This window comes from Vibrio sp. SNU_ST1, from assembly GCF_030563405.1.
In the GTDB taxonomy this organism is placed as follows: Bacteria; Pseudomonadota; Gammaproteobacteria; order Enterobacterales; family Vibrionaceae; genus Vibrio.
Genome location: NZ_CP130748.1, coordinates 3,073,812 through 3,096,754 on the forward strand (window position 1 = coordinate 3,073,812; position 22,943 = coordinate 3,096,754).

22 protein-coding genes and 1 riboswitch are annotated in these 22,943 nt (G+C 43.8%); of the genes, 5 read left to right on the plus strand and 17 right to left on the minus strand.

Annotation, left to right across the window (positions count from 1 at the left end):
* Window positions 1-489 precede the first annotated feature (489 nt).
* Complete coding sequence (locus Q5H80_RS13665) at window positions 490-942, plus strand: RNA-binding protein (RefSeq protein WP_304565647.1); 453 nt, start codon at window positions 490-492, stop codon at window positions 940-942.
* On the opposite strand, the gene murI is transcribed toward Q5H80_RS13665, so the two are convergent.
* The 3 genes from murI to Q5H80_RS13680 are packed head-to-tail and all read right to left on the minus strand — an operon-like array spanning window position 905 to window position 4,348.
* On the minus strand, window positions 905-1,711 hold the full coding sequence (gene murI, locus Q5H80_RS13670; protein ID WP_304569422.1) for a glutamate racemase: 807 nt from the start codon (window positions 1,709-1,711) through the stop codon (window positions 905-907). The genes Q5H80_RS13665 and murI overlap by 38 nt on opposite strands.
* Before the next feature lie 60 nt (window positions 1,712-1,771).
* Window positions 1,772-2,437, minus strand: a complete 666-nt coding sequence (locus Q5H80_RS13675; protein WP_304565648.1) for an ATPase — start codon at window positions 2,435-2,437, stop codon at window positions 1,772-1,774.
* A gap of 48 nt (window positions 2,438-2,485) precedes the next feature.
* Window positions 2,486-4,348, minus strand: a complete 1,863-nt coding sequence (locus Q5H80_RS13680; protein ID WP_304565649.1) for a TonB-dependent receptor domain-containing protein — start codon at window positions 4,346-4,348, stop codon at window positions 2,486-2,488.
* Window positions 4,349-4,387: 39 nt separating this feature from the next.
* A riboswitch (cobalamin riboswitch) is annotated at window positions 4,388-4,591 on the minus strand.
* 154 nt (window positions 4,592-4,745) lie between these two features.
* Between Q5H80_RS13680 and trmA the strand changes: the two genes are divergently transcribed.
* Entirely contained in the window at window positions 4,746-5,855 is a 1,110-nt protein-coding gene (gene trmA / locus Q5H80_RS13685; protein WP_304565650.1) for a tRNA (uridine(54)-C5)-methyltransferase TrmA, read from the plus strand.
* Between the two features lie 73 nt (window positions 5,856-5,928).
* Here trmA and Q5H80_RS13690 read toward each other — a convergent pair whose 3' ends face one another.
* Together Q5H80_RS13690 and fabR are read right to left on the minus strand one after the other, a co-directional pair.
* Complete coding sequence (locus Q5H80_RS13690; RefSeq protein ID WP_017061049.1) at window positions 5,929-6,300, minus strand: YijD family membrane protein; 372 nt, start codon at window positions 6,298-6,300, stop codon at window positions 5,929-5,931.
* The gene (gene fabR, locus Q5H80_RS13695) at window positions 6,300-6,941 is read right to left on the minus strand and encodes an HTH-type transcriptional repressor FabR (protein WP_010438693.1); all 642 of its coding nucleotides are present in this window, start codon (window positions 6,939-6,941) and stop codon (window positions 6,300-6,302) included. The genes Q5H80_RS13690 and fabR overlap by 1 nt, the downstream gene beginning before the upstream one ends.
* A gap of 327 nt (window positions 6,942-7,268) precedes the next feature.
* On the opposite strand from fabR, the gene sthA reads away from it, so the two are divergent.
* Window positions 7,269-8,669 carry a Si-specific NAD(P)(+) transhydrogenase gene (gene sthA, locus Q5H80_RS13700; RefSeq protein ID WP_009848252.1) on the plus strand — a complete coding sequence of 467 codons (1,401 nt, stop codon included), beginning with the start codon at window positions 7,269-7,271 and terminating at the stop codon, window positions 8,667-8,669.
* 180 nt (window positions 8,670-8,849) lie between these two features.
* Here the strand turns inward: sthA and dinF are convergent, their stop codons facing one another.
* The 4 genes from dinF to Q5H80_RS13720 form a co-directional block, all read right to left on the minus strand.
* Window positions 8,850-10,205 (minus strand): MATE family efflux transporter DinF, encoded by a 1,356-nt coding sequence (gene dinF, locus Q5H80_RS13705; protein ID WP_304565695.1) that lies wholly within the window; start codon window positions 10,203-10,205, stop codon window positions 8,850-8,852.
* A gap of 141 nt (window positions 10,206-10,346) precedes the next feature.
* Complete coding sequence (locus tag Q5H80_RS13710; RefSeq protein ID WP_304565698.1) at window positions 10,347-11,225, minus strand: class I SAM-dependent methyltransferase; 879 nt, start codon at window positions 11,223-11,225, stop codon at window positions 10,347-10,349.
* 97 nt (window positions 11,226-11,322) lie between these two features.
* The gene (gene lexA / locus Q5H80_RS13715) at window positions 11,323-11,943 is read right to left on the minus strand and encodes a transcriptional repressor LexA (protein WP_009848249.1); all 621 of its coding nucleotides are present in this window, start codon (window positions 11,941-11,943) and stop codon (window positions 11,323-11,325) included.
* Between the two features lie 94 nt (window positions 11,944-12,037).
* The gene (locus Q5H80_RS13720; protein WP_029223019.1) at window positions 12,038-12,400 is read right to left on the minus strand and encodes a diacylglycerol kinase; all 363 of its coding nucleotides are present in this window, start codon (window positions 12,398-12,400) and stop codon (window positions 12,038-12,040) included.
* Window positions 12,401-12,619: 219 nt separating this feature from the next.
* On the opposite strand from Q5H80_RS13720, the gene plsB reads away from it, so the two are divergent.
* Complete coding sequence (plsB, locus tag Q5H80_RS13725) at window positions 12,620-15,043, plus strand: glycerol-3-phosphate 1-O-acyltransferase PlsB (protein WP_304565702.1); 2,424 nt, start codon at window positions 12,620-12,622, stop codon at window positions 15,041-15,043.
* 104 nt (window positions 15,044-15,147) lie between these two features.
* On the opposite strand, the gene ubiA is transcribed toward plsB, so the two are convergent.
* On the minus strand, window positions 15,148-16,002 hold the full coding sequence (gene ubiA / locus Q5H80_RS13730) for a 4-hydroxybenzoate octaprenyltransferase (protein WP_304565704.1): 855 nt from the start codon (window positions 16,000-16,002) through the stop codon (window positions 15,148-15,150).
* Window positions 16,003-16,545: a chorismate lyase gene (locus Q5H80_RS13735; RefSeq protein ID WP_304565706.1), complete on the minus strand. Its 543-nt coding sequence runs from the start codon at window positions 16,543-16,545 to the stop codon at window positions 16,003-16,005.
* 162 nt (window positions 16,546-16,707) lie between these two features.
* On the opposite strand from Q5H80_RS13735, the gene Q5H80_RS13740 reads away from it, so the two are divergent.
* A complete protein-coding gene (locus Q5H80_RS13740; RefSeq protein ID WP_009848242.1) occupies window positions 16,708-17,115 on the plus strand; it encodes a flagellar basal body-associated protein FliL in 408 nt (135 codons plus the stop codon).
* A gap of 87 nt (window positions 17,116-17,202) precedes the next feature.
* Here the strand turns inward: Q5H80_RS13740 and glpG are convergent, their stop codons facing one another.
* From glpG to ftsY, 6 genes are all read right to left on the minus strand, one after another.
* Entirely contained in the window at window positions 17,203-18,045 is an 843-nt protein-coding gene (glpG, locus tag Q5H80_RS13745) for a rhomboid family intramembrane serine protease GlpG (protein ID WP_304565708.1), read from the minus strand.
* 55 nt (window positions 18,046-18,100) lie between these two features.
* Window positions 18,101-18,421, minus strand: a complete 321-nt coding sequence (gene glpE / locus Q5H80_RS13750; protein WP_009848240.1) for a thiosulfate sulfurtransferase GlpE — start codon at window positions 18,419-18,421, stop codon at window positions 18,101-18,103.
* Between the two features lie 441 nt (window positions 18,422-18,862).
* Entirely contained in the window at window positions 18,863-19,720 is an 858-nt protein-coding gene (gene rpoH, locus Q5H80_RS13755) for an RNA polymerase sigma factor RpoH (RefSeq protein WP_029223159.1), read from the minus strand.
* A gap of 177 nt (window positions 19,721-19,897) precedes the next feature.
* Window positions 19,898-20,866 (minus strand): permease-like cell division protein FtsX, encoded by a 969-nt coding sequence (gene ftsX, locus Q5H80_RS13760; protein WP_304565712.1) that lies wholly within the window; start codon window positions 20,864-20,866, stop codon window positions 19,898-19,900.
* Window positions 20,853-21,530: a cell division ATP-binding protein FtsE gene (ftsE, locus tag Q5H80_RS13765; RefSeq protein ID WP_009848236.1), complete on the minus strand. Its 678-nt coding sequence runs from the start codon at window positions 21,528-21,530 to the stop codon at window positions 20,853-20,855. Before ftsE ends, ftsX begins: the two co-directional genes overlap by 14 nt.
* A 77-nt stretch (window positions 21,531-21,607) precedes the next feature.
* Window positions 21,608-22,867: a signal recognition particle-docking protein FtsY gene (gene ftsY / locus Q5H80_RS13770; RefSeq protein ID WP_304565714.1), complete on the minus strand. Its 1,260-nt coding sequence runs from the start codon at window positions 22,865-22,867 to the stop codon at window positions 21,608-21,610.
* Window positions 22,868-22,943: the final 76 nt, after the last annotated feature.

A 22,943-nucleotide genomic window follows, 5' to 3' on the forward strand; every position in this document is an offset into this window, starting at 1 on the left:
ATTGGTCACTCAGTTCATTGAAATCAAGTTTGATTCCGAAGAATCTGTTTTATCTAACGATAAAACGTTTTGATATTCATCAACGAGTGCCCACACAGATTGATAGGTTTAAATTGTTAAAGAGCTCTAGCGTTTTGTGATTTACATCTCAGTCGCTAGGGGTGCGTACTATACCCGCACCACTTAGAGAGTCAAGGGTTATTTTCAAACTCTTATTCTCTACCGATTTCGCTACGTGACTTTCGTCTCACTCCTTGTCGGTGAGGCGGCATTATAGAGAGTTCGACATAGAGCACAAGAGCTTTTTTAAATAAAAGCTTCGTTCGCCTAAAAAGCCACCACATCCGCATTTTTCGAATAAAAACTAAACATTTGAGACGTATCACAGCAATACATTGGCAAAATGGAAGCCATGAACGTAAGATTCATGTGTCTATTTTGTTAATGGTAGATGCGTATATTTCGTTTATTAATATGTAGTATTCCGATATGAACTCAAAAAAATCGATGTTGTTAATTGTCGCGCTAGCTGTATTGGGCGGCATTGTTTTCTCTCAGGTAGATATATCGCCTGCAATTACCTTTATCCTTGGTGTCTTGGCTTCCGCTTTTGTTGTTAATTTTTCAAACACCAACTCAAAATCAGAGTCAGAACCTAAGGCTTCAACAAAAACACTTTATGTGGGTAACCTTCCATACAAAGCGAATGAATCACATGTACGTGAATTGTTCTCTGAATATGGTGAAGTATTTGCTGTACGTTTAATGAAAGACAAACGTACTGGTAAAAGAAGAGGTTTTGGATTTGTTGTTATGGCAAGTAATGATGTGAATCATGCTATTTCAGAACTTAACGATAAAGATTACATGCAACGTACTTTAAAAGTACGCGTTGCAAACGATCCTAAACATCCAGAAACGGACGAAGCTGAACTGAGCTAAACCCTAACTGCTTCAGCATACTATTTAGTGCACTTTCTTTTTTAGGAAGTGCACTACAAAAAGCCTCACGCACTCCCCCTTCTTCTGTACTGCTCTCTAAATCCAATAAATCTTGAACCCGCTTAGCAATAGCCTTACCTGAATCAATCAACATAACGTTTTTACCTAGCACTTGCTGAATCTCTGATTTGATCAGTGGAAAATGAGTGCACCCTAAAACAGCCACATCAATTGTGTTGATCATTGGTTGAAGGATTTGCTGCAGCTCTTCAAGGTTAATCGCCTCACCTCTGAGTTTATCTTCGGCCATATCCACCAGCCGGGTAGAACCTAACAGCTCTACTCTTTTATTACTCGAGAAGTTTTTGATGAGCTCGTGCGTGTATTCACGAGTAATCGTCGCGGGAGTAGCAATAAGGCCAACCGCTTTATTAGCCAGTAACGAGGCAGGTTTGATTGCCGGGACAACACCGACAATAGGGATAAGGTTATTAGCGCGAAGTGTAGGCAGGACTATCGTACTGGCCGTATTACAAGCTATCACCACGATATCAATAGCGTGACTCGCCACAAAACTGGCGACGATACTTTGGACTCGCTGAATGAGGACTTGCTGCTCGAGCTCACCGTATGGGTAAGCCTCGTTATCGAATACATAAGTATAGTTATGATTCGGTAGTAACTGGCTTACCTCTTTATATACGGACAGACCGCCAACTCCAGAATCAAAGATCAATATGTTTTTTTGTATGCTTTCCGACACAACCATTACCTTTAATAAGTTCCGTTGCAATGATACCCCTTCACTTAGTTTTCGCCAATCATCACTCTACATAATGCAAGCTCGGTAGCGTTGATGCACAAAGCGCTCACCATGCTCTACATTTTCCAGCTCTATCTTAAGCTTTCCTTTAAAGCATGGCGCTGACGTGACTAAAGTATGGAACTCACCATCTTCGCCGCATGGGTCGACGTGACTCGGTAAACTTTCGATTAGCTCAAACGTGTATTCTTTCCCACAATAGCTCATGTCTAATGCATCGCTATCGACCGTGACGAGAAAGGTTTCGATTCCTCTGTCTATGATTTCACTCGCAAGTGCCTGACTACTCTCTCCCATTAGGGGAAACACACACTCCCAACCAGCTGGTTCTATATAACTTCTTCTGTAATCGGCAATGCCATTACAGAACATATCTCCAAACGCAACCGCATCGATTGATAAGCCAGAACCTTTAAGTGCCGAGACAATCGTACTTTGGTAAACCTCATTACTTGGGAAGACTTCCGGTAGCTCAATCATGATTAATGGTAAACCGACCAATCGAGATTGCATTGCAACTACCTCAATAGGAGTTACCTGGAAAGGAACTTCATCTCCAACATACGTCGTATAGAGAGCAACAACTTCGTACTCGGTGCTTTCAAGTAGACGCTCTAACGTTAACGTTGAGTCTTTACCTGACGACCAACTTATGACGACTTTCTTTTTCATTGATATATCCAATAAGAAAAAACCGCCCGAAGGCGGTTTAGTTGTTAATTAGAACTGGTAAGACGCTGATACGAAGTATTCACGACCCGGTGTCGCGTAGCCACTATACATTTCATAGTCTTTATCAAATGCGTTACTCAGTTTACCTTTCACTTTAAGGTCTGAAGAAACTGCGTATTCAGCAGTAAAGTTCCAAAGGCTGTAACTTGCTAATCGTGTTGTCCCTTTAAAGCGTTCACCTTGGTAAAGGTACTGAGAACCTAAAATCCAATCACCAAATTCAGCAAAAGAATTCCACTTAGCACCTTGTTTAGAGCGGTATGCTAATTGTTGTTCCTTTCCATTCGACTTATCTACTGGATCTTTCCAATCAAGGTAGAACTGGTGCGTAACGATTGAGGTGTCAAAACCTAGACCTAGTTCAATACCTTTTATTTCAGCCTCACCAATATTAGTCATGCCTGAACCTTGCCACATCAACATATTATCAATCTTATTGATGAAACCTGTAATAGACCAATCTAAAGAAGGATATGAACCTTCTAACGTCAGCTCGGTATTCTGAGAGTCTTCTGCTTTTAGATTAGGGGCTTCATAACCTGGGTAGTATAGATCTAAAAAGGTAGGTGCTCTGAAGGCTGTGCCATGGCTGGCTTTAATCTCATAGTTATTTAGAAACGCCCAACCTGCAGCCGCTTGCCACGTTGTTGTATTTCCATACTGGCTATTATCATCATTTCGAGCGCTTGCTTCCAGTGTCCAACTATCTAGAGTGTATTGACTAATAACACTTACACCATAGTTTTCACGCGGGTTCTCTTCTGGCTTGTAGTAACTAGAACCTGTATAGCCCTCACCTAACTCTTCACGACGGTAATCTAACCCCCCCCCCAAAGCCAACTGCTCACTTACTCGGTATGAATTTAGCCAAGCAGCATTAATTTGGTTGATCGATGTGATGCCTCCACTTTTTTTACCCTTACCTACGACGTAATCATAGTTATCTTGCTCTGCATAAGTAAGGTCAAGAGTTGAAGTGAGGCTGTCTTCGTTGTAAGCCACATTTGTGTTAATTGAGCGAAACTCAGTTCTACCAACCTTTTCTTTATGAACAGCAGGATAAGTAACACCATTCCAAGACGATGCTTTACTGCTACTGTCATATTCGCCTTCGTTATCGTAAGCAACAACATTTACAAAAGCATTAACTTCCTTGGTTAACTGATTTTGGTAGCCGATATTTACATTATATGACTCAAAACCATGCTCATCACCATCATTAATACCCACTAGAGGTTTTACGTTGAAACCGTCATCTTTTTCATAACCAACGACGGCTTTAATGTGTTGGCTCTCATCTATCTTATGCAGGGCCGCTAAAGACGTTACGTAATGGTTATTTGTACCGTAGCCACCATATACTTTAACTGCATTTTCACTCACATCAGCTCTGGTAATAATATTGATTACTCCAGAAATTGCTTCTGAACCATATATAGAAGCACGAGCACCTCGAATGAATTCAACTCTTTCAATTGAGTTAACTGGCAGAGAGTTAAAGTCAACGCCTCCCATCATAGCTCTTGGTAAGCGAGTGCCATCCATAAGAACTAGAACTTGAGAGGAGCTACCACCACGTACATAAAATGATGCACTTTGACCACGGCCACCATATTGAGCAACTTCAACACTAGGCAGCGTACGAAAAACCTCAAGAAGACTATTCGCTTGAAGTTTAGAAATATCTTCTTTGGTAATGACAACGGTTTGCGCTAATACCGCACCATCAACTTGTTCAAAGCGGTTAGCCGTAACCACCATTGTTTCGTCGGTAGATGCTTCTTGGGCGTGTAAATTGGAGATAGGTGAAAGCAGCGATGCTACAGCAACCGCTAAAAGGGATTTGTTCATGTTGTGATCCTAAATCGCGTAAAGTCCTACCAAACCACATTTTATGGTTTGGCCGCTGGCAGGTATTCGGACTCAAGAGCACAACCTTATGGTTACCTAATATTCGACTTCCCACAAAATGCTATTTGCAGTGTCTTTGAATACTCGTTCTCTCTTACCGCTGCGCGTCAGTTCTGGATTTACACCAGATTCCCTCTTCAGCCATCTATACATCCACATGGCACCAGCTTGCCGGAAATAGTATTGACCTATGAATCATTTGTCTAGTCTAAGATAGTTATAAGCTATAGTTTTCATCGTCTATTTAGACTGAATGGCCCTCAACACTGGACAAGCGCCTGTGATTGAATAAAATCTGCGCTCTTGATTTAAAAGCACGACAGCAAAAGGCATAACAATGGCGAATTTAGAAGTAAACCCGCAACGCTACCAAGAACAACTGGCAGAAAAGACTGAGCGTCTTACTGAAATGTTCTCAGAATATAATGTGCCTGAGCTGGAAGTGTATGAATCTCCAGAACAACACTACCGCATGCGTGCAGAGTTCCGCGTGTGGCATGAAGGTGACGATATGTATTACGTCATGTTCAATCAAGAAACTAAAGAAAAATACCGTGTCGACCAGTTCCCAGCAGCTAGCCGCCTGATCAACGACCTAATGCCTCTATTAACGGATGCAATGAAGGACAACCACTCTCTACGCCACAAATTATTCCAAGTAGACTTCCTTTCGACTTTAAGCGGCGAGGTTTTGGTGTCACTGCTTTACCACCGCCAATTAGGTGAGCAGTGGATTCAAGACGCTAAAGCGCTAAAACAACAATTGAATGATGAAGGTTTTAACCTAAACCTGATTGGCCGTGCGCGTAAGATGAAAATAGTACTGGATCGCGACTACGTCATTGAAAAGCTAGATGTGAATGGTGATAGCTACATCTACCAGCAAGTTGAGAACAGCTTTACTCAACCAAACGGTAAAGTAGCAGAGAAAATGCTGGAGTGGGCAGTCGACTGTACTCAAGACAGCAAAGGCGACTTGCTTGAGCTTTACTGTGGTAACGGTAACTTCTCACTAGCGCTGGCACAGAACTTTGAGCGTGTACTGGCAACAGAGTTAGCGAAGCCATCTGTTGAGTCTGCTCAATACAACATTGCGGCGAACAAGATTGATAATGTTCAGATCATCCGCATGTCTGCGGAAGATTTTACCGTAGCAATGGAAGGCAAGCGTGAATTCCGTCGTCTACAGCAAGCGAACATCGATCTTAAGAGCTACAACTGCAACACTATCTTTGTTGATCCACCGCGTTCAGGTATGGATGTTGATACTTGTAAGATGGTTCAAGGCTACGAGCGTATCATGTACATCTCTTGTAACCCTGAGACATTGAAAGAGAATCTAGACATTCTAAGCGAAACACACGACATCACTCGTTTTGCTCTATTTGACCAGTTCCCTTACACGCATCACATGGAAGCCGGTGTATTCCTAGAGCGTAAGGCGTAAATCTCGCTCCCTAAGACATACAGCAGATACAAAAAAACGAGCCAATTGGCTCGTTTTTTATTTATACGTTGGTTTACGCGGTTTTACCGATAAAGCCTAGCTTCTTACCTACCCAAGCGAGTAGCAGCATCGCTACAATAATCGCAAAGAAGTTTGAGCCTGCATCAGGGTGTTGTGCTTTCACAAAAGCCGAATGGCCAAATGCACCTACAAAGAAACAAGCTAAACCCACTAATGGAATATCTTCAGATACTGGATTCGTTAGGTATTCTTGGTAAAGTGCTTGTACCGCCAAGACTAAAGCAATCAGTGGGAAAATAGAGAAGCCCACTTCGCTCATTGTTACCCAAGATAACAGAGCATCACCACACACACCGGCAATAACAGCAAGTACGAGTGTCTTTCTTTCAGAACCACGGTTTACAGTATTATTTTCATTCGACATTATTCAATCCCGCCTTTTAATCGGTTACGTTCACGTTCTTTACGATACCAAAAAGCCCCTTTGGCCATCATTCGCAATTGCATGATCAAACGTTCAGCTAATTCATCTCGCTGACGTCGATCTAAATCTAATGCTTCTGCCCCTGAGTTAAAAACCAAGATGACGGAGGCTTCCGCTTGAGTAAAAGCTTCGTCTCTTGTCATTCCTGTTGTGATTAAATATTCGGTTAACTCAGCAGAGAAGTGCTGTATCTCACGAGCTACCGCAGCACGAAACTCAAATGAAGTTCCTGAGCGCTCCCGCAATAACAGTCTGAATACGTTTGGACTGCTTTCAATGAATTCCATAAAGGTTTCAACCGATGTGCGAATCACGCTGCCTTCTTTTACTATGCGTTGCCTAGCTTGACGCATCAGTTGACGCAACAATAAACCACCTTCATCAACCATGGTTAAGCCAAGCTCATCCATGTCTTTGAAATGACGATAAAAGGAAGTCGGAGCTATTCCAGCCTCACGAGCGACTTCTCTCAAGCTTAGATTAGAAAAACTACGATCGGCACTGAGTTGGCTAAATGCCGCATCAATTAAGCTACGACGAGTCTTTTCTTTTTGCTGTGCGCGAATGCCCATTGGTTTCATACTTTATCAACATCTTCTTTTACAGCCTAAACAGGCATGTCTAATACTCTATTCAATATAACGCGAATCACTTACTTATATAAGGCACTCTGGTTATATAAGACACTAAACACTCCTCTTTGTTCACGTATCGAAGTAAATACGTTCAAAGAAAACATTTCAATATCCGCACCGTCATTTGGAGACATACGACATACCAAATATTATTTTTTCAGTAGCATGACGTGATCTCACCGACTCTCTGATGCCCTTTTCATGTACCCAAGAACAGAATCAGTTAAAATCTCGCTAAAGCAATGTTAATCAAATATAACAAGGAAGATATCTATGTCGCACTCCAACCACTTTGATGTAATCGTAATTGGTAGTGGCCCCGGAGGAGAAGGGGCAGCGATGGGATTAACCAAAGCCGGGTTGAACGTTGCTATCATTGAAAAAGAGAGCAGCGTTGGTGGTGGTTGTACCCACTGGGGGACTATTCCTTCCAAAGCACTGCGTCATGCCGTAAGTCGTATTATTGAATTCAACAGTAACCCTCTGTTTTGTCAGAACAATAAAAGTATCCACTCAACATTTTCCAATATTCTGGGGCATGCTAAATCGGTCATCGACAAACAGACTCGCTTGCGCCAAGGTTTCTACGATCGCAACCAATGCACGTTAGTCTTCGGTACTGCACGTTTTATCGATACCCACACGATCTCCGTAATGCAAAGCGACGGTACTGAAGAACACTACAGCGCAGACAAATTTGTTATCGCGACAGGTTCTCGTCCTTATCAGCCAGACAACGTCGACTTCATGCATGAACGTGTCTACGACAGCGATTCGATTCTTTCTCTTAAACACGATCCTCAGCACATCATCATCTATGGTGCTGGTGTTATCGGCTGTGAATATGCCTCTATATTTCGCGGTTTAGGCGTTAAAACCGATCTCATTAATACTCGCGATCGCCTGTTGTCCTTCTTAGATAACGAAACCTCAGATGCACTTTCTTACCACTTCTGGAACAGTGGCGTTGTTATTCGTAACGATGAGACCTTTGAGAAAATTGAAGGAACTGATGATGGTGTAATCATTCACCTAGAGTCAGGTAAAAAAATGCGTGCCGATTGCCTACTGTATGCCAATGGTCGAACGGGCAATACAGATAAACTGAACCTTGGTGCGGTTGGCTTAGAAGCGGACTCTCGTGGACAAGTATCAGTCAACAGCAACTACCAAACCAGTGTTGAACATGTTTACGCTGTCGGTGATGTGATTGGGTATCCTAGCCTAGCAAGTGCTGCTTATGACCAAGGTCGATTTGTGGCCCAAGCCGTGGTGAAAGGTGAAGCAGAAAGACACCTTATCGAAGACATCCCAACAGGTATCTACACCATTCCTGAGATCAGCTCTGTCGGTAAAACCGAGCAAGAGCTTACTGCAGCTAAAGTACCGTATGAAGTGGGACGTTCTTCATTCAAGCACTTAGCTCGCGCTCAAATTGCAGGTAAAGATATTGGTAGCTTGAAGATACTTTTCCATCGTGAAACTAAAGAGATTTTAGGTATCCACGTGTTTGGTGAACGTGCCGCTGAAATAATTCACATTGGTCAGGCGATCATGGAACAAAAAGGTGAAGCCAACACCATCGAATACTTTGTGAATACTACCTTTAACTATCCGACGATGGCCGAGGCGTATCGCGTCGCAGCGCTTAACGGACTTAACCGTTTGTTCTAAACAAAGAACCAATAGGACTATTTGACCACCTGTAGGCCAAATACATAAACAGCAAGCCATGAGCTTGCTGTTTTTATTTAAGACACTGAATTATTGCGTCATACCAGCATTAAAATCATGTCATTCTAAATGCTACTTTACCTGCACTGTCTCTATTTTTTGTTCCCTGAACTAAGCTAGCTAAGCGAGAAACTCACCTTTCTTCCACTGAGAAATAAATAAAACACCGAGACCGATGCCACGCATCGCCATAAAGCTCAACATTGCTAGCCACAGCGCATGGTTATCAAAAGCTGATGCTAAGTAGAAAATTACGAAGAAACTGCAGGTCGCAACAAACATACTATTGCGCATATCCTTGCCCTTGGTTGCCCCAACGAAAATACCATCCAGCAAGAAGCACCACATAGAAATGAGCGGCATCGCAATCAACCACGGTAGGTAAACTTCAGCCTGAGCCTTCACTGCTGGGATTGTGGTGATCATATTAATCAAGCTAGCCCCTGCAATCGCAAACACAATAGTAAGCACCAAGCAGATATTGAAACTCCAGAAGAAGGTGCCAATCAATGATTGGTTTAACTCGTATTTATCTTTCGCGCCAATCGCTTTACCCACCATGGCTTCCATAGCATAGGCAAAGCCATCCATCCCATAAGAGATAATCATCAAGAAGCTCATCAACACCGCATTTGCGGCCACAACATCATCACCAAAGCTTGCACCTTGGAAAGTCATAAAAGTAAAAGTCGCTTGTAGGCATAGTGACCGGAGAAATATATCGCGATTCAGTTTTACGAAACGACTCAAACCTTGGCTGGTTTTCTTAAGCAGATCCCATGGCGATGGTAACTGCTTCTTCACCCAGATTCGGTAAACACAAATCAGGCCAAATGTTAGACCGGCATAATCAGCCATTACAGATGCCAATGCTGCGCCTTCCACTTGCCACCCTAAACCTATAACAAAAACGATATCCAAAACGATATTGATGATATTGGTGATGATCACCATCCACATTGGCGCTTTAGCATTTTGGGTTCCGAGCAACCAACCTAAAATTACAAAGTTAGTTAGCGCAGCAGGTGCACTCCATGCTCGGATCGAGAAATATTGCTGACCATAGTGTTTCACTTGATCACTGGCACTACTCAGCGAGAAAACCGCATCCGCAACAAAGCTGTGTAATAGTAAAAAGACGCCTGCGAACCCTAAAGCCATGGTCACACCTTGCACGAAAACCAAGCCAAGCCGCTTGCCATCGTCAGCCCCATAAGACTGAGCGGCTAGCCCGGTCGTCGACATGCGTAAGAAACCGAGCAGCCAAAAGGTCACGCTGATCATTGTGCCACCCAGCGCCACACCACCTAAATACCAAGAATGTTCCAGATGACCGATAACCGCAGCATCGACTAAGCCCAACAGTGGAACCGTAATATTGGAAAGAACCATCGGGATCGCGAGCAACAGCACTTTTTTGTGCATCGCCTGATTGGATAACGTTTGAAAAATAGTTTGGGGATTAAATAACTTCACGATCACCTCTTAGATTAGAGGCGATAGTTTAACCTAGTGAATGGGCTTTCACTATGTTGTGGGGAGGTGCTTGCCTTTTATCGATAACGAATACCTATAACGAGGCAACTATTCAGATATCTGCCAACAAAACCGCTAGCACTACCACTTAACAAGCACTAACTGCGGCGTTAAACGCTTTTTGACCTGAGAGATTTTACAAAGAAGTCGCTGCCACAATTTCCAACGATTACACTGCTGGTCAAGTGGAGAAAACGCTTTTACCCACTGAGCCCATGGCAGCCAATTAAGGACGCTATCTATCGGAGAAGATAAGCCATGTGCGTATTTTCCAGAACCAAGCTTTTGCCCCAGAGCACTAGAGCTTTTATCTCCAGCTAACACTAAACACGCATGTGCGTGGGTAAAATAACGGCTCAAAGACTGAATAAAGTTCGCCGTCTGTTGTTCATTGCAATCCAGTAGAGCATGCTCACACACCACCATCACCGAAGCTTGTTCTGGAATATTAAGTTCATCCAACCAGGTCAGGTCATCCACCGATCCACACTCTAGACGGTAACGTTCATTCTTGTGAAACAGGCGTTGTCGCCAAAGTAGATTCTCGGTTACATCCAATTCAACCCAATGACAGCGGCCATTATCTAAACGATAGAAACGAGTATCGAGCCCAGCCCCAACATTGATGATCCAAGCATCTGGGTTGTGAGATAGAAATTGTTGAACTTGAGAGTCACAAAGTTGAGTCAGTGTTGCGTAAAGAAGTTGTTGCTGATCGAGTTCGCCAGTCAGACATTCAGGTGCTAGTTGGCAACGCTTGCAGGCTTGTGCTGCGATAGGGTCATAAACGAGGCCATCATCGGCAAGACTTTCGCGACTGCGAAACCAAAGATGTTGGACAAGGTTGGTCGGAACTTGAAATTCTTGATGTGCAGACCCTCGATCAGAAGAAGCCTTTTGATCAGAGGAGCGCAGCTTAGGAACAAGCGGCTTCATTTGAGGTTTGGTTGGGTTTGGCATCATCATCTTCCTTGTATCTCGACAAAGAAGATGATAATGAATATCAATTACAATAACAAGTTATTGAGAGCAAATATCAATAAGCTGTTTGCACTGACTACATCCAGTCCGTGTTACGAATAATACCAACCGCAAGTCCTTCAATAGACAAGTGTTGAGATTCCAGATCGACATGGATAGGAGAAAACTCTTCATTTTCAGCGTGTAACAGCACTGTTGAACCTTTACGTTCTAGGCGTTTCACCGTTACATCATCATCGACGCGAGCCACGACAACTTGTCCATCACGCACGTCTTGTGTTTTATGCACGGCCAGTAAATCGCCATCCATAATACCGATGTCTTTCATACTTTCGCCATTTACGCGAAGTAAGAAGTCAGCTTGTGGCTTAAACATACCTGGGTCAACTTGGTAATGCATTTCTACATGCTCTTGAGCCAAAATAGGCTCGCCAGCGGCAACCTGACCGATTAATGGTAAACCTTGCTCTTCGTTCGCTGCATCTTCAAGCAAAATACGAATACCGCGAGACGCACCCGGGATAATCTCAATCGCTTCTTTACGAGCAAGAGCTTTCAAATGTTCTTCTGCAGCATTTGCAGAGCGGAAGCCAAGTTCACGTGCGATTTCTGCACGAGTCGGTGGCATACCGCAATCTTCGATCTTACTTTTGATAAGGTCAAAAACTTGTTGCTGGCGGGGCGTTAACGGCTTCATGATTCACCTGTCTTTTTATACAGTTGACTGTGAGTATATCCAGTAACTGAACAAAAGCAAAGCAATTGGTTGTTTTTAGTTCATTTTTAGCGAATTACAAAAACAAGATCTCTAACCACACGTAACCAGCTAATACTAAACAGATAAAAACGGCAGCTGAGCCAACATCTTTCGCCATCCCAGAAAGCTCATGATGTTCGCTACCGATTCGATCAACGACCGCTTCAATCGCGGTATTGATCAACTCGACAACCATCACCAACACGACTGCTGAAATCATCAAGATTCGCTCAACTTGGTTTACATCTAAGTAGAACGCCAACGGAATAAGCACTGCGGCCATGAAGACTTCTTGTCGAAATGCAGCCTCGTTTTTAAACGAGCTTGTGATGCCTTGCCATGAAAAGCCCGCCGCTTTGACGATACGTTTGAATCCGGTGTTTGATTTTTTGGTCATTTTTAACCCTATACTCAATCAGTCGATGAATGATTTTCCACAAACTTAACGGCAATATGACTATTTCCATTAAAAGGTTAGACCAGTTTCTGGTATTCTTGCATCGATTAAATTTACGCCTAGGCTTATCCCTATTTCACTCATAGGATTTATCCTTTCATTATAGAAATAGAGATACGCTTGAGCACATTGAAATAACTATTGAGGCAGTGAACCTATATGTCTTCTGGACAATCTTTTTCACGTTCATTAATGAAGCTACCTTTATCCCTATTGGTAAAGAGCACATCAATCCCTTCAAACCCTGTAGAGGATTTGAACATTGATTTGAGCAAACCGATTGTATACGCCTTACCGTTTCGCTCAAGTGTAGACATTCTTACATTGCAAAAACATGCACTTGAACTAGGGTTGCCTGATCCGTTGAGCAAACTTGAAATCAATGGCAAATCACTGCAACGCTACGTTTTTATCTCTTCTCGCAAAACTCTTCTGCAAGACGATGATTATGTACCAAGCTCATCAATTGAAGTCTTTTCTGAACTGCTTTCACTGCATGCTGAAGACTCTGAGCTCGACGTTCAAGTTATCCCAGCAACCGTTCTGTGGGGGCGTAAGCCTGGTAAAGAGAATAACCAGAAGCCTTACCTACAAGCAATGAACGGCCTAGAGAAATCGAAAGCTGTATTGCTAGCAGGTCGTGACTGTCTGGTTCGCTTTAGCCCAGTGGTATCTCTACGATACATGGCTAACTCACACGGCACCGACAGCACCATCGCGCATAAACTGGCGCGCGTGGCACGCATTCACTTCTCTCGTCAAAAGCTTGCGGCATCGGGCCCTAACCTACCAAGCCGCCAAGCTCTGTTCGACCGCCTGCTAAAGTCAGAAGCAATCAAAAAGGCGATAGAAGATGAAGCTGAATCAAAAAATATTTCCATAGAGAAAGCGAGCAAAGAAGCTCAAGATATCATGGACGAGATTGCTGCGAACTTCTCTTACTCGCTAATCAAACGTGGTGAGAAGATTCTTGGTTGGTTGTGGAATAAGTTGTACCAAGGCCTGCACATCAGCAACGCTTCAACCGTTCGTAAGCTGGCTCAGGATGGTCACGAGATCGTCTATGTACCTTGTCACCGCAGCCACATGGATTACTTGCTTCTTTCTTATGTGCTTTATCATGAAGGCATGGTGCCTCCGCACATCGCAGCAGGTATCAACCTGAACTTCTTCCCTGCCGGTCCTATTTTCCGTCACGGCGGTGCGTTCTTTATTCGTCGTAGCTTCAAAGGCAACAAGTTGTACTCGACTATTTTCCGCGAATACCTAGCGGAATTATTCGCTAAAGGTTACTCGGTAGAATACTTCAGTGAAGGTGGTCGCTCTCGTACAGGTCGTCTATTGCAGGCGAAAACCGGCATGCTAGCGATGACAATCCAAGCAATGCTGCGCGGCATGAATCGTCCGGTGACTTTGGTTCCTGTATACATCGGCTATGAGCACGTAATGGAAGTCGCGACCTACGCGAAAGAACTTCGAGGTAAGCGTAAAGAGAAAGAAAACGCGAGCCTAGTGATTCGTACAATTCGTAAGCTGCGTAACTTTGGTAAAGGCTACGTGAACTTCGGTGAGCCAATTCAGCTTAACCAATATCTGAACGAACATGCACCTGAGTGGACTAAAGATATCGACCCAATGGGAACCAGCAAACCACAATGGATGAACCCGGTGGTTAATGACTTGGCAACCAAAATGATGACGCACATTAACGATGCGGCAGCGACCAATGCCCTGACTCTTTGTGCAACGGCGCTATTGGCTTCAAGACAGCGTGCATTGTCTCGTGACTCTTTGGTTTCTCAGATCAACTGCTACCTGTCTTTATTAAAGAACGTACCTTACTCTGATACGTTCACCATGCCACAAGACAACGCTGAAGATCTGGTAAAACATGCTGAATCACTGAATAAGTTCTTGATTGAATCAGACTCAATGGGTGACATTATCTCGCTAGACCGCCACCAGTCTATTTTGATGACCTACTACCGTAATAACATCATTCACTTGTTTGCATTACCGTCGTTAATCGCTCAGATGACCATTCGTCAACACGGTTTATCGATCGACGCTATTCAAGAGAACGTTGCTGCCATCTACCCATTCTTAAAAAAAGAGTTGTTCTTAAGCTACGACGAAGATCAGCTTGAAAGCGTGGTGGCGAACATCATTGATGAACTTGTTAGCCAAGGTATGCTTGTTGTGTCTGACAACCAAGTAAGTATCAATCAGTCGAACAGCCAAGCTCTGATGCTACTAGGCCGAACGATCTCAGAAACGCTCCAGCGCTACTCGATTGCTCTGAACCTATTGGCAGAGAATCCTGATCTAGATAAGTCAGACCTTGAGCAGAAGAGCCAAGACATCGCACAGCGACTTGGTCGCCTACAAGGCATCAACGCACCAGAGTTCTTCGATAAAGGCGTGTTTGCGTCGATGTTCGCAACTCTGAAACAGCAGCAATATCTGGATAACGATGGTAACTGTGATTTAGAAAAGACTCAGCAATTCGCTAAACTTCTCTACTCAATGCTTTACCCTGAAGTACGTTTGACGATTCAAGAGAGTATCCACCAAGCAGAATAATCTCTTGGTTAACATTCACTTTAATCACTAGACTGAACACGATCAAAAAAGGCACCCAATGGGTGCCTTTTTCTTTAACGTTCGTTTACTTGTAAAGCTGATGCTTACCAGAAGGTAATGAATAAGCCTACAGTCACCGCCATTCCAACATAGTTATTGTTCAGGAAGGCTTGGAAGCAAAGGTCTCGATCGCGGTGACGCATCAGATGCTGTTGATACACGAACAAGCTTCCCGAAACTAATAGTGCCCAATAGAAAGTATCACCGAGTTGGTAGTGCATGCCCAATGCAATCAACATCGCCAGTGTAACTAACTGCAGCGCGCCAACAATAAGCTTATCAAAACGACCAAACAGAATAGCCGTCGACTTGATGCCAATCTTCAAGTCATCATCTCGGTCAACCATCGCATATTGCGTGTCGTAGGCTATCGTCCACAACGCATTAATCACGAAGATAAACCACACAATGCTTGGCAGTTCATTGGTTTGCGCCGCCCAAGCCATTGGTATTGCCCAACTGAAAGCCAATCCGAGAAACAACTGTGGAAGGTGTGTAAAGCGCTTCATGAAAGGATAAATGAACGCTAGGCCAACCCCAATAAAAGAGAGCTTAATGGTCAGCGGGTTCATGGTGAGTACCAACAAAAAAGAAACCACAGCCAACACTAGAAAGAGCACAATGGCTTCCTTACTGGAAACCAAACCTGAAGGTAATGGACGTTGCTTGGTGCGTTTGACATGACCATCAACTTTACGGTCAGCAAAATCATTAATCACACAGCCAGCCGATCGCATTAACACTACACCGAGTATGAAAACAACCAAGACATCAAAATCAGGCATGCCTTTCGCAGCAATAATCAGCGACCACAAGGTCGGCCAAAGGAGTAACAGAGTACCAATCGGGCGATTCATTCGCGTCAATTGCCAGTACGCCTTCGCTTTGATGGCAAGCATTTACACACTCTCCTTAGAGTAAATGGGGGATGTTGGTAAAAAAAGTTCGGCCACAAGCATAGGTTTATGATTCATCCATAATCGAGAACGACGCGCGAGTAATCGCTCATCACCAGCGATAACCCAACCGACTTGTAGCGCATCTCGCTCCACATTCTCAGCACTGAAAACAGTTAATCCAAGCGGGACATCCCCTTGCTGAGAAAGGTCAGAGTGCTGATGGTCTTCTAGGGTAATTCGAGGTATTAAGGTTCGACCTAACACCCACGGCTCATCATCACCCTTTAAAATCACTTTACGCAGTAAGCAATCATGTGATGATAAAAGATGTTCTTCGTCCTGTTGCAGAATTGATCGTTCCACAACTTGATTATGAAGCAACTCAACAGACAGGTGCTTGCAGCACTTGCCCAACTTACGGGAAAGCGATCCTTGTTCCATAAGCCACTCTTTGGTGGTTTCATTAGGAAAATTAAATTTTTCTGTGCTTTGCCAATCTACATTCATTAATGAATTTAGATACAATGATATTGACTGATTCATACTAGTATTCAATAGGTGACTTTACACGTACAATAAAGCTTCAACTTTCGAATAAAATTAAAGCGTCCTTCGAATTGTAAACGTATTTAGATTTAGACCGCTCATTGTAACAAGACTAATGCGTTTCGAATATCGCGAATAAACTAAAGAAAAGTCTCAAATATGCACAAACGTTATGTAGCCCAACTATTTATTGCGATTAATCTACTGTTTTCAGCATCAAGTTTCGCAGAAGAAGAATCGACACCCAAACTAGCCTACTTCACGCTAGAGCCCGATCTCACCACCAATTTTTACACTAAAGGTAAAAAACTGGGCTATATTCAGGTCCGTCTCGACATAATGGTCGCAAATAGTAATGACTTAGAAGCCATTGAGCATCATCAGCCATTGATTCGTGATGCGGTGATTGAATTACTCGGCAAACAAAATGAAGAGACAATTAAGTCTCTATCCGGTCGTGAAGATTTGAGAAAGTCCTTAGTTGAGCACCTCAATAAGATTTTACTTCCTGAAACAGGTAAAACTCTCATTGCTGACTTATTGTTTACCAAATATCTTTATCAGTAATGATGTAAAAATGAATCCCAATAAAAAAGCGGCTCATCTGGCCGCTTTTTTGTCTCTATCGTTTGGCTACTCACTAGAAAAAATGAGTTAGCTTCTTGCCGAGCTCGGTGCTTTCATCGCATCGATAAAGCCAATAATGACACCAGCGGCTAGGCCAGCTAAATGCGCAGTATTGGCGATCGCCATAAATGGCTGCATGTACCCAAGCACTAACCACACCAACATAAAGCCGACAATCTGTCTTGGGATACCTAAACCAAGTTGTGGCGCCTTCGCACCAACAACCCATAAGTAACCAACCAAGGCATACACAACACCAGACAAACCACCGAAGTTCGCCCCTTCAACCCAATACTGACCAGCACCTGAAAGCGCAGAAGAGACAGCAAAGATCTGAAGTAGCTTGAGGCTGCCTAGTTTCTTCTCAATGTCCCCACCTAGCTGCCACCACCACAAAATATTGAATGCGATGTGCATAACAGAGAAATGCAGAACGGCATGGCTCAACCAACGCCACAGCTGCCATTGCTGTCCATTAACCGCTGGGAAATGCAGGGCATTGAAAATAGCTTGGCCAAAACCAATCTGTTGCAGCGCAAAAATCACCACACACACCAACATTAGGCTCAGTGTCACAGGACCTGCTTTTGCTTTAATCATGCCCAAAAAGCTTGGCGTGTGGTAATGGAAATTACTCTTTCTAGTCTCAGCCATATCCCAAGACGCCGCTTGATAGCGTTTATGATTGGGTTCAGCAAGAAAACGATTCAGCTCAGCTTCGGTTTCAACCTGAAATTGACCATCAAGAAGCCACAAAGCAAAACGCCCTTCTCCCTCTGGAGAGATCTGAATAGGGATCTGACGAGAGGCCATATAATCAATAAATGCTTGGGCAAGACGTGGGTTGTCTAACACCATCAGTCTAATCATTGTTACTTCCTATTCATACTATGGAGATGCTTGAAGCGTTTAAGTGATAAAGCTATTAACCCGCAATCACCGGAAGTTCAGCACGATGCCAAGCTTCGAAACCGCCATCAACACTATATACCTCTTCAAAGCCTTGGTTCACTAAATATTGTGCCGCGCCTTGGCTACTAATACCGTGGTAACACATCACTAAGATAGGCTGTTCGAACTCAACCTCATCCATAAACGACACCATTGTATCGTTAGTCAGGTGGTAGGCGGTTTCTGAATGGGCTACCGCAAAAGATTGCGGATCTCGTATATCGACAAGTCGAGCTTCACTTTGTTCAATAAGGGCTTGAGCGCCTTTAACGTCGATATGTTTAAACTGGTCCATGACTTTCTCTTTTTATACTGATTTACTTTGCTGCCATTGTAACCTATCCCAAGGCTAACAATCACACCCACTTAATAAGGTTATCCACCAGCGATCACTTTTACACCATTTGTGGATAAATCTGTGAATTGCGTGAATAAAGTGCCTTTTTAAAAATAGATCCACAACATGTAGTAATAATCCTGATCTAACTGTGGGTTAACTGAAACATATCCCCACTCAAAAAACCCTGTCAAAGCCTTACTACACCCTGCTTTTAGACAGCTGACGAATAAATTCCTCACAGAGTTATCCACAAAATCATTTTGCAAATTTCGATCGCAAAAGTTGAGAAATCGATCCAAAACAAAAAGGCCGAGATCTCTCGATCTCGGCCTTTTCAAAATTAAGCTATTTGCTTGCTACTATGAGAAACCAAATACTATTAAAAATTAAATGCTATTAGAAGTCGCCAACAGCTTGCTTCAATTTCTTCATCGCATTCTTTTCTAACTGGCGGACACGCTCTGCAGAAATGCTATAGGTATCCGCTAAGTCTTGCAGTGTTGCTTTGTTGTCGTCTAACCAACGTGAGCGAACAATATGTTGACTACGCTCGTCTAAGCTCTTCAATGCGAGACCTAAGCGATTATTAGTATGTGATTCCCAGTTAGCCGCTTCAACCGTCTCAGCAACGTCTGACGCTTTATCTTCTAGGTAATAAACTGGAGCTGTGTAAGCAGAACCACCGTCGTCGTCATCCATAGGCGCTTCAAACGTCGCGTCTTGTGCCGCTAAGCGAGATTCCATTTCACGAACTTCTGAAGGCTCAACACCCAGTTCACGCGCAACCGTCTCAACTTCACCGTTATTGAACCAACCTAAACGCTTTTTAGACTTACGAAGGTTAAAGAACAATTTACGCTGTGCTTTAGTCGTTGCGATCTTAACGATACGCCAGTTACGCAATACGTATTCATGAATCTCAGCTTTGATCCAGTGAACAGCAAAAGAGACTAGACGGACACCAACTTCTGGATTAAAGCGCTTAACAGCCTTCATCAAGCCGATGTTACCTTCTTGGACAAGATCAGCCATTGGCAGCCCGTAGCCAGAGTAGCCTCTTGCAACGTGCACCACGAATCGTAGGTGTGAAAGGATCAAGCCTTTCGCAGCGTCGATCTCACCTTTGTAATGTAATCGCTCTGCAAGTCCACGTTCCTCGTCAGGCGTCAGCATTGGGTAACTGTTCGCTGAGCGGATATAGCTATCTAAACTATCTTGTGTGACTAAAGCCATTTGATACGCTTGGTTTGCCATTCGGTTCCTCATCAATCTCTGATCTGGAGTAATACATCTATTAAAACCCGACAATCTTGAACCTAAAATGAACAGGTTTCAAGGAGGGGGAAGTAATTATGCATAATCAATTCGTCTATACAAGGCAAAAACTGGTTAAGAACTGCCTATTTTTCGTATAAATATGACTCTATTCACCTAAACTGGTTCAATTTCTTTTAGATGACGCTGTGCAGAAAGCTTCGCAGCTACACTACCAAGCAAGGTTCCGACGATCAAAAGCAGTAAAGATTCATCCCAACTCAGGCCTATTAAGCGGAAGTGGCTATCGTACAGCTGAGCCAAGTCATCCACTGCGCTGTTCAGTAATACGGTAATCAATGCCGTCATTACCCACGCGCTAATCGAACCTAACACACCAAACCACATTCCAGCATACAAATATGGCCGAAGAATGTAACTGTCGGTAGCACCAATCAGCTTCATAGTTTGAATCTCTTCCTTATGCGCCAACACATTAAATCGTAATGTGTTGCCGATAATCAGAAATACTGCGCCCAGCATCAATACCGTTAAGGTAATCACGATGACAGCTGCAAGTGCTTTGATAGCATCCAGTCGAGCTAACCAGTCTTCATCTAAACGAACATCGGTGACTAATTCTTGTTGTTTAACTGTGCCTGCCAGTTCTTTAATTAGGGCATCGCTGTGTACGCTTGGCGTAATCACAAGCACACCTGGCAGTGAATAATCGTCTAGGATGGTTAGGGCATCTTCAAAACCAGAATACTGGCTAAGATCTTCAAGACCTTGCTGCGGAGAAATGTACTCAACCAGATCTACTTGATCCCAACTTTCGATTTCATCCTTGAGCACCATGACTCTCGGCTCAGGGATACCATCCTCTACATAGGCACTAATTTGTGACGGGCTGGTGACATCTTGCGCCACTTCACCAACGTTCTTGCCCAGTAGGTACAAACAAGCGGGCATAGCTAAAGCCATTGAAATCACCGCAAGCGTCAGCAAGTTACCCAACGGACGCTGCCACATTTGCGAGAACGATGACTTGGCTTGTTTCCAATGAACAACAAAGAAACCGTCGCTTGAAGCCCGGTTTGCTGCTCGATTGGATTGAGGTTTCTTAATGCGCTTATTCGCGGCCATAATCTTCAACCTCACTCAAAAAGCCTTGGTTTAATTCCAGATGACGATATTGAGGGCGAGTGTTTACTAACCCGATATCGTGCGTCGCTAGCATGATCGTGACACCAGCACGGTTGAACTCTTCAAACAAGCGTAATACACGACTCGATAGTTCAGGATCTAGGTTACCGGTGGGCTCATCCGCTAAAAGCAGAGTTGGACGGTTAACCACAGCGCGAGCAATACCGACCCGTTGTTGTTCACCTCCAGAGAGCTGGCTTGGTAAACAACGGGCTTTGTCTAATAAACCGGTTTTGTCCAACGCGGCGCTGACTCGACGTTTAATTTCGTTTTCAGAAATAGATTCAATACGCATAGGCAGAGCGACGTTATCGAAGATCGAGCGATCCATAAGTAGGCGGTGATCTTGAAAGACAATCCCGATGTTACGGCGTAAAAAGGGAATGTCTTTGGCTGGGATACGAGTAATATCGTGATCGTTAAACCAAACACGTCCGTCAGTTGGACGCTCTATCGCGCAGATCAACTTCAGCAAGGTACTTTTACCGGCACCAGAGTGCCCGCCTAAAAATGCCATCTCTCCTCGTTTGAGATGAAAGTCCACTTTTTGGAGCGCTTGTCGTCCGCCTCGGTAGGCTTTGCTCACTTGCTGAAATTTGATCACCGAAAATTCCTCTTACGATCACTCATATCAAATTTAAAACGGTAGCAGGTTAAGGATAAACCACTTTGCTACACGCGTTACTCTTCGCGGCTAAATAGTGCTTCAATAAAGTCTTTCGACTCAAATGGACGCAGGTCGTCAATGCCTTCACCCACGCCAATGTAGCGGATTGGAATCTGGAACTGGTCAGCAATTGAGAAAATTACTCCACCTTTCGCTGTACCATCTAGCTTAGTTAGCGTAATACCCGTTACTGGTGCCACATCACTAAACAACTTCGCTTGGCTAATCGCATTCTGACCGGTACCTGCATCTAGCGTTAACATGATTTCGTGCGGTGCAGAATCATCGATCTTCTTCATTACACGAACAATCTTGCGTAGCTCTTCCATCAAGTTGCTCTTGTTCTGCAAACGGCCTGCAGTATCAGCAATCACGACATCAACACCACGCGCTTTAGCGGCTTCAATCGCATCGTAGATAACAGACGCGCTATCGGCACCAGTGTGCTGAGCGATAACCGGAACATCATTACGCTGCCCCCAAACCTGAAGTTGTTCAACCGCTGCCGCACGGAAGGTATCACCCGCCGCCAACATCACTTTCTTGCCTTCACTTTGGAATTGTTTCGCCAGCTTACCGATAGTGGTTGTCTTACCCACACCATTCACACCCACCATTAAGATAACGTAAGGTGTTTTAGTGGTATCAACAACCAGTGGCTGTTCCACTTGGCTCAAGATTTCTGACATCTCTTCTTTGAGCAGACCATAAAGCGCTTCACCATCTTTTAGGTCATTACGGGATGCTTTTTCTGTTAGGTTTTCAATGATCTTAACTGTGGTATTCATACCCACGTCGGCGATCAGAAGTTGCTCTTCTAGTTCTTCAAACAGGTCTTCATCAATTTGCTTGCCTTTGAACAAACCAAAGAAGCCAGCACCAATGTTTGCTTTAGTACGGCTTAGGCTACGCTTAAGTCGTGCAAAGAAGCTTTCTGTCGGCTTCTCTTGTACTTCTTCAACCTTAGCTTGAGGAGCCATCACTTCTTCCTGTTCTGCTTCTGCTTCTGCTTCTGCTTCTGCTTCTGCTTCTGCTGCGATAGGTTGCTGCTCTTGTTGAGTCTCTTCAAGCGCTTGCTCAAATTCAACTGACTGAGTTTCAGTTGGCTTAGCGACTTCAGCTTCAGGTGCGACCTGTTCAGTCTCAACTTGTGATTCAACTTCAGTTTGATCTTCAACGTTTTCTACGTTCGCTTCATTCTGAGTTTTTGGGCTTTGTTCTTCTTCACCAAAACCAAGCCACGATAATAATCCGCGCTTCTTTTTTTCCGTCATCAGAGGAGTTTCCTAGATCTACTAATTAGCTGTATTGACTTAATACACGTCGACTCTTTGCTATTGTTATACAATA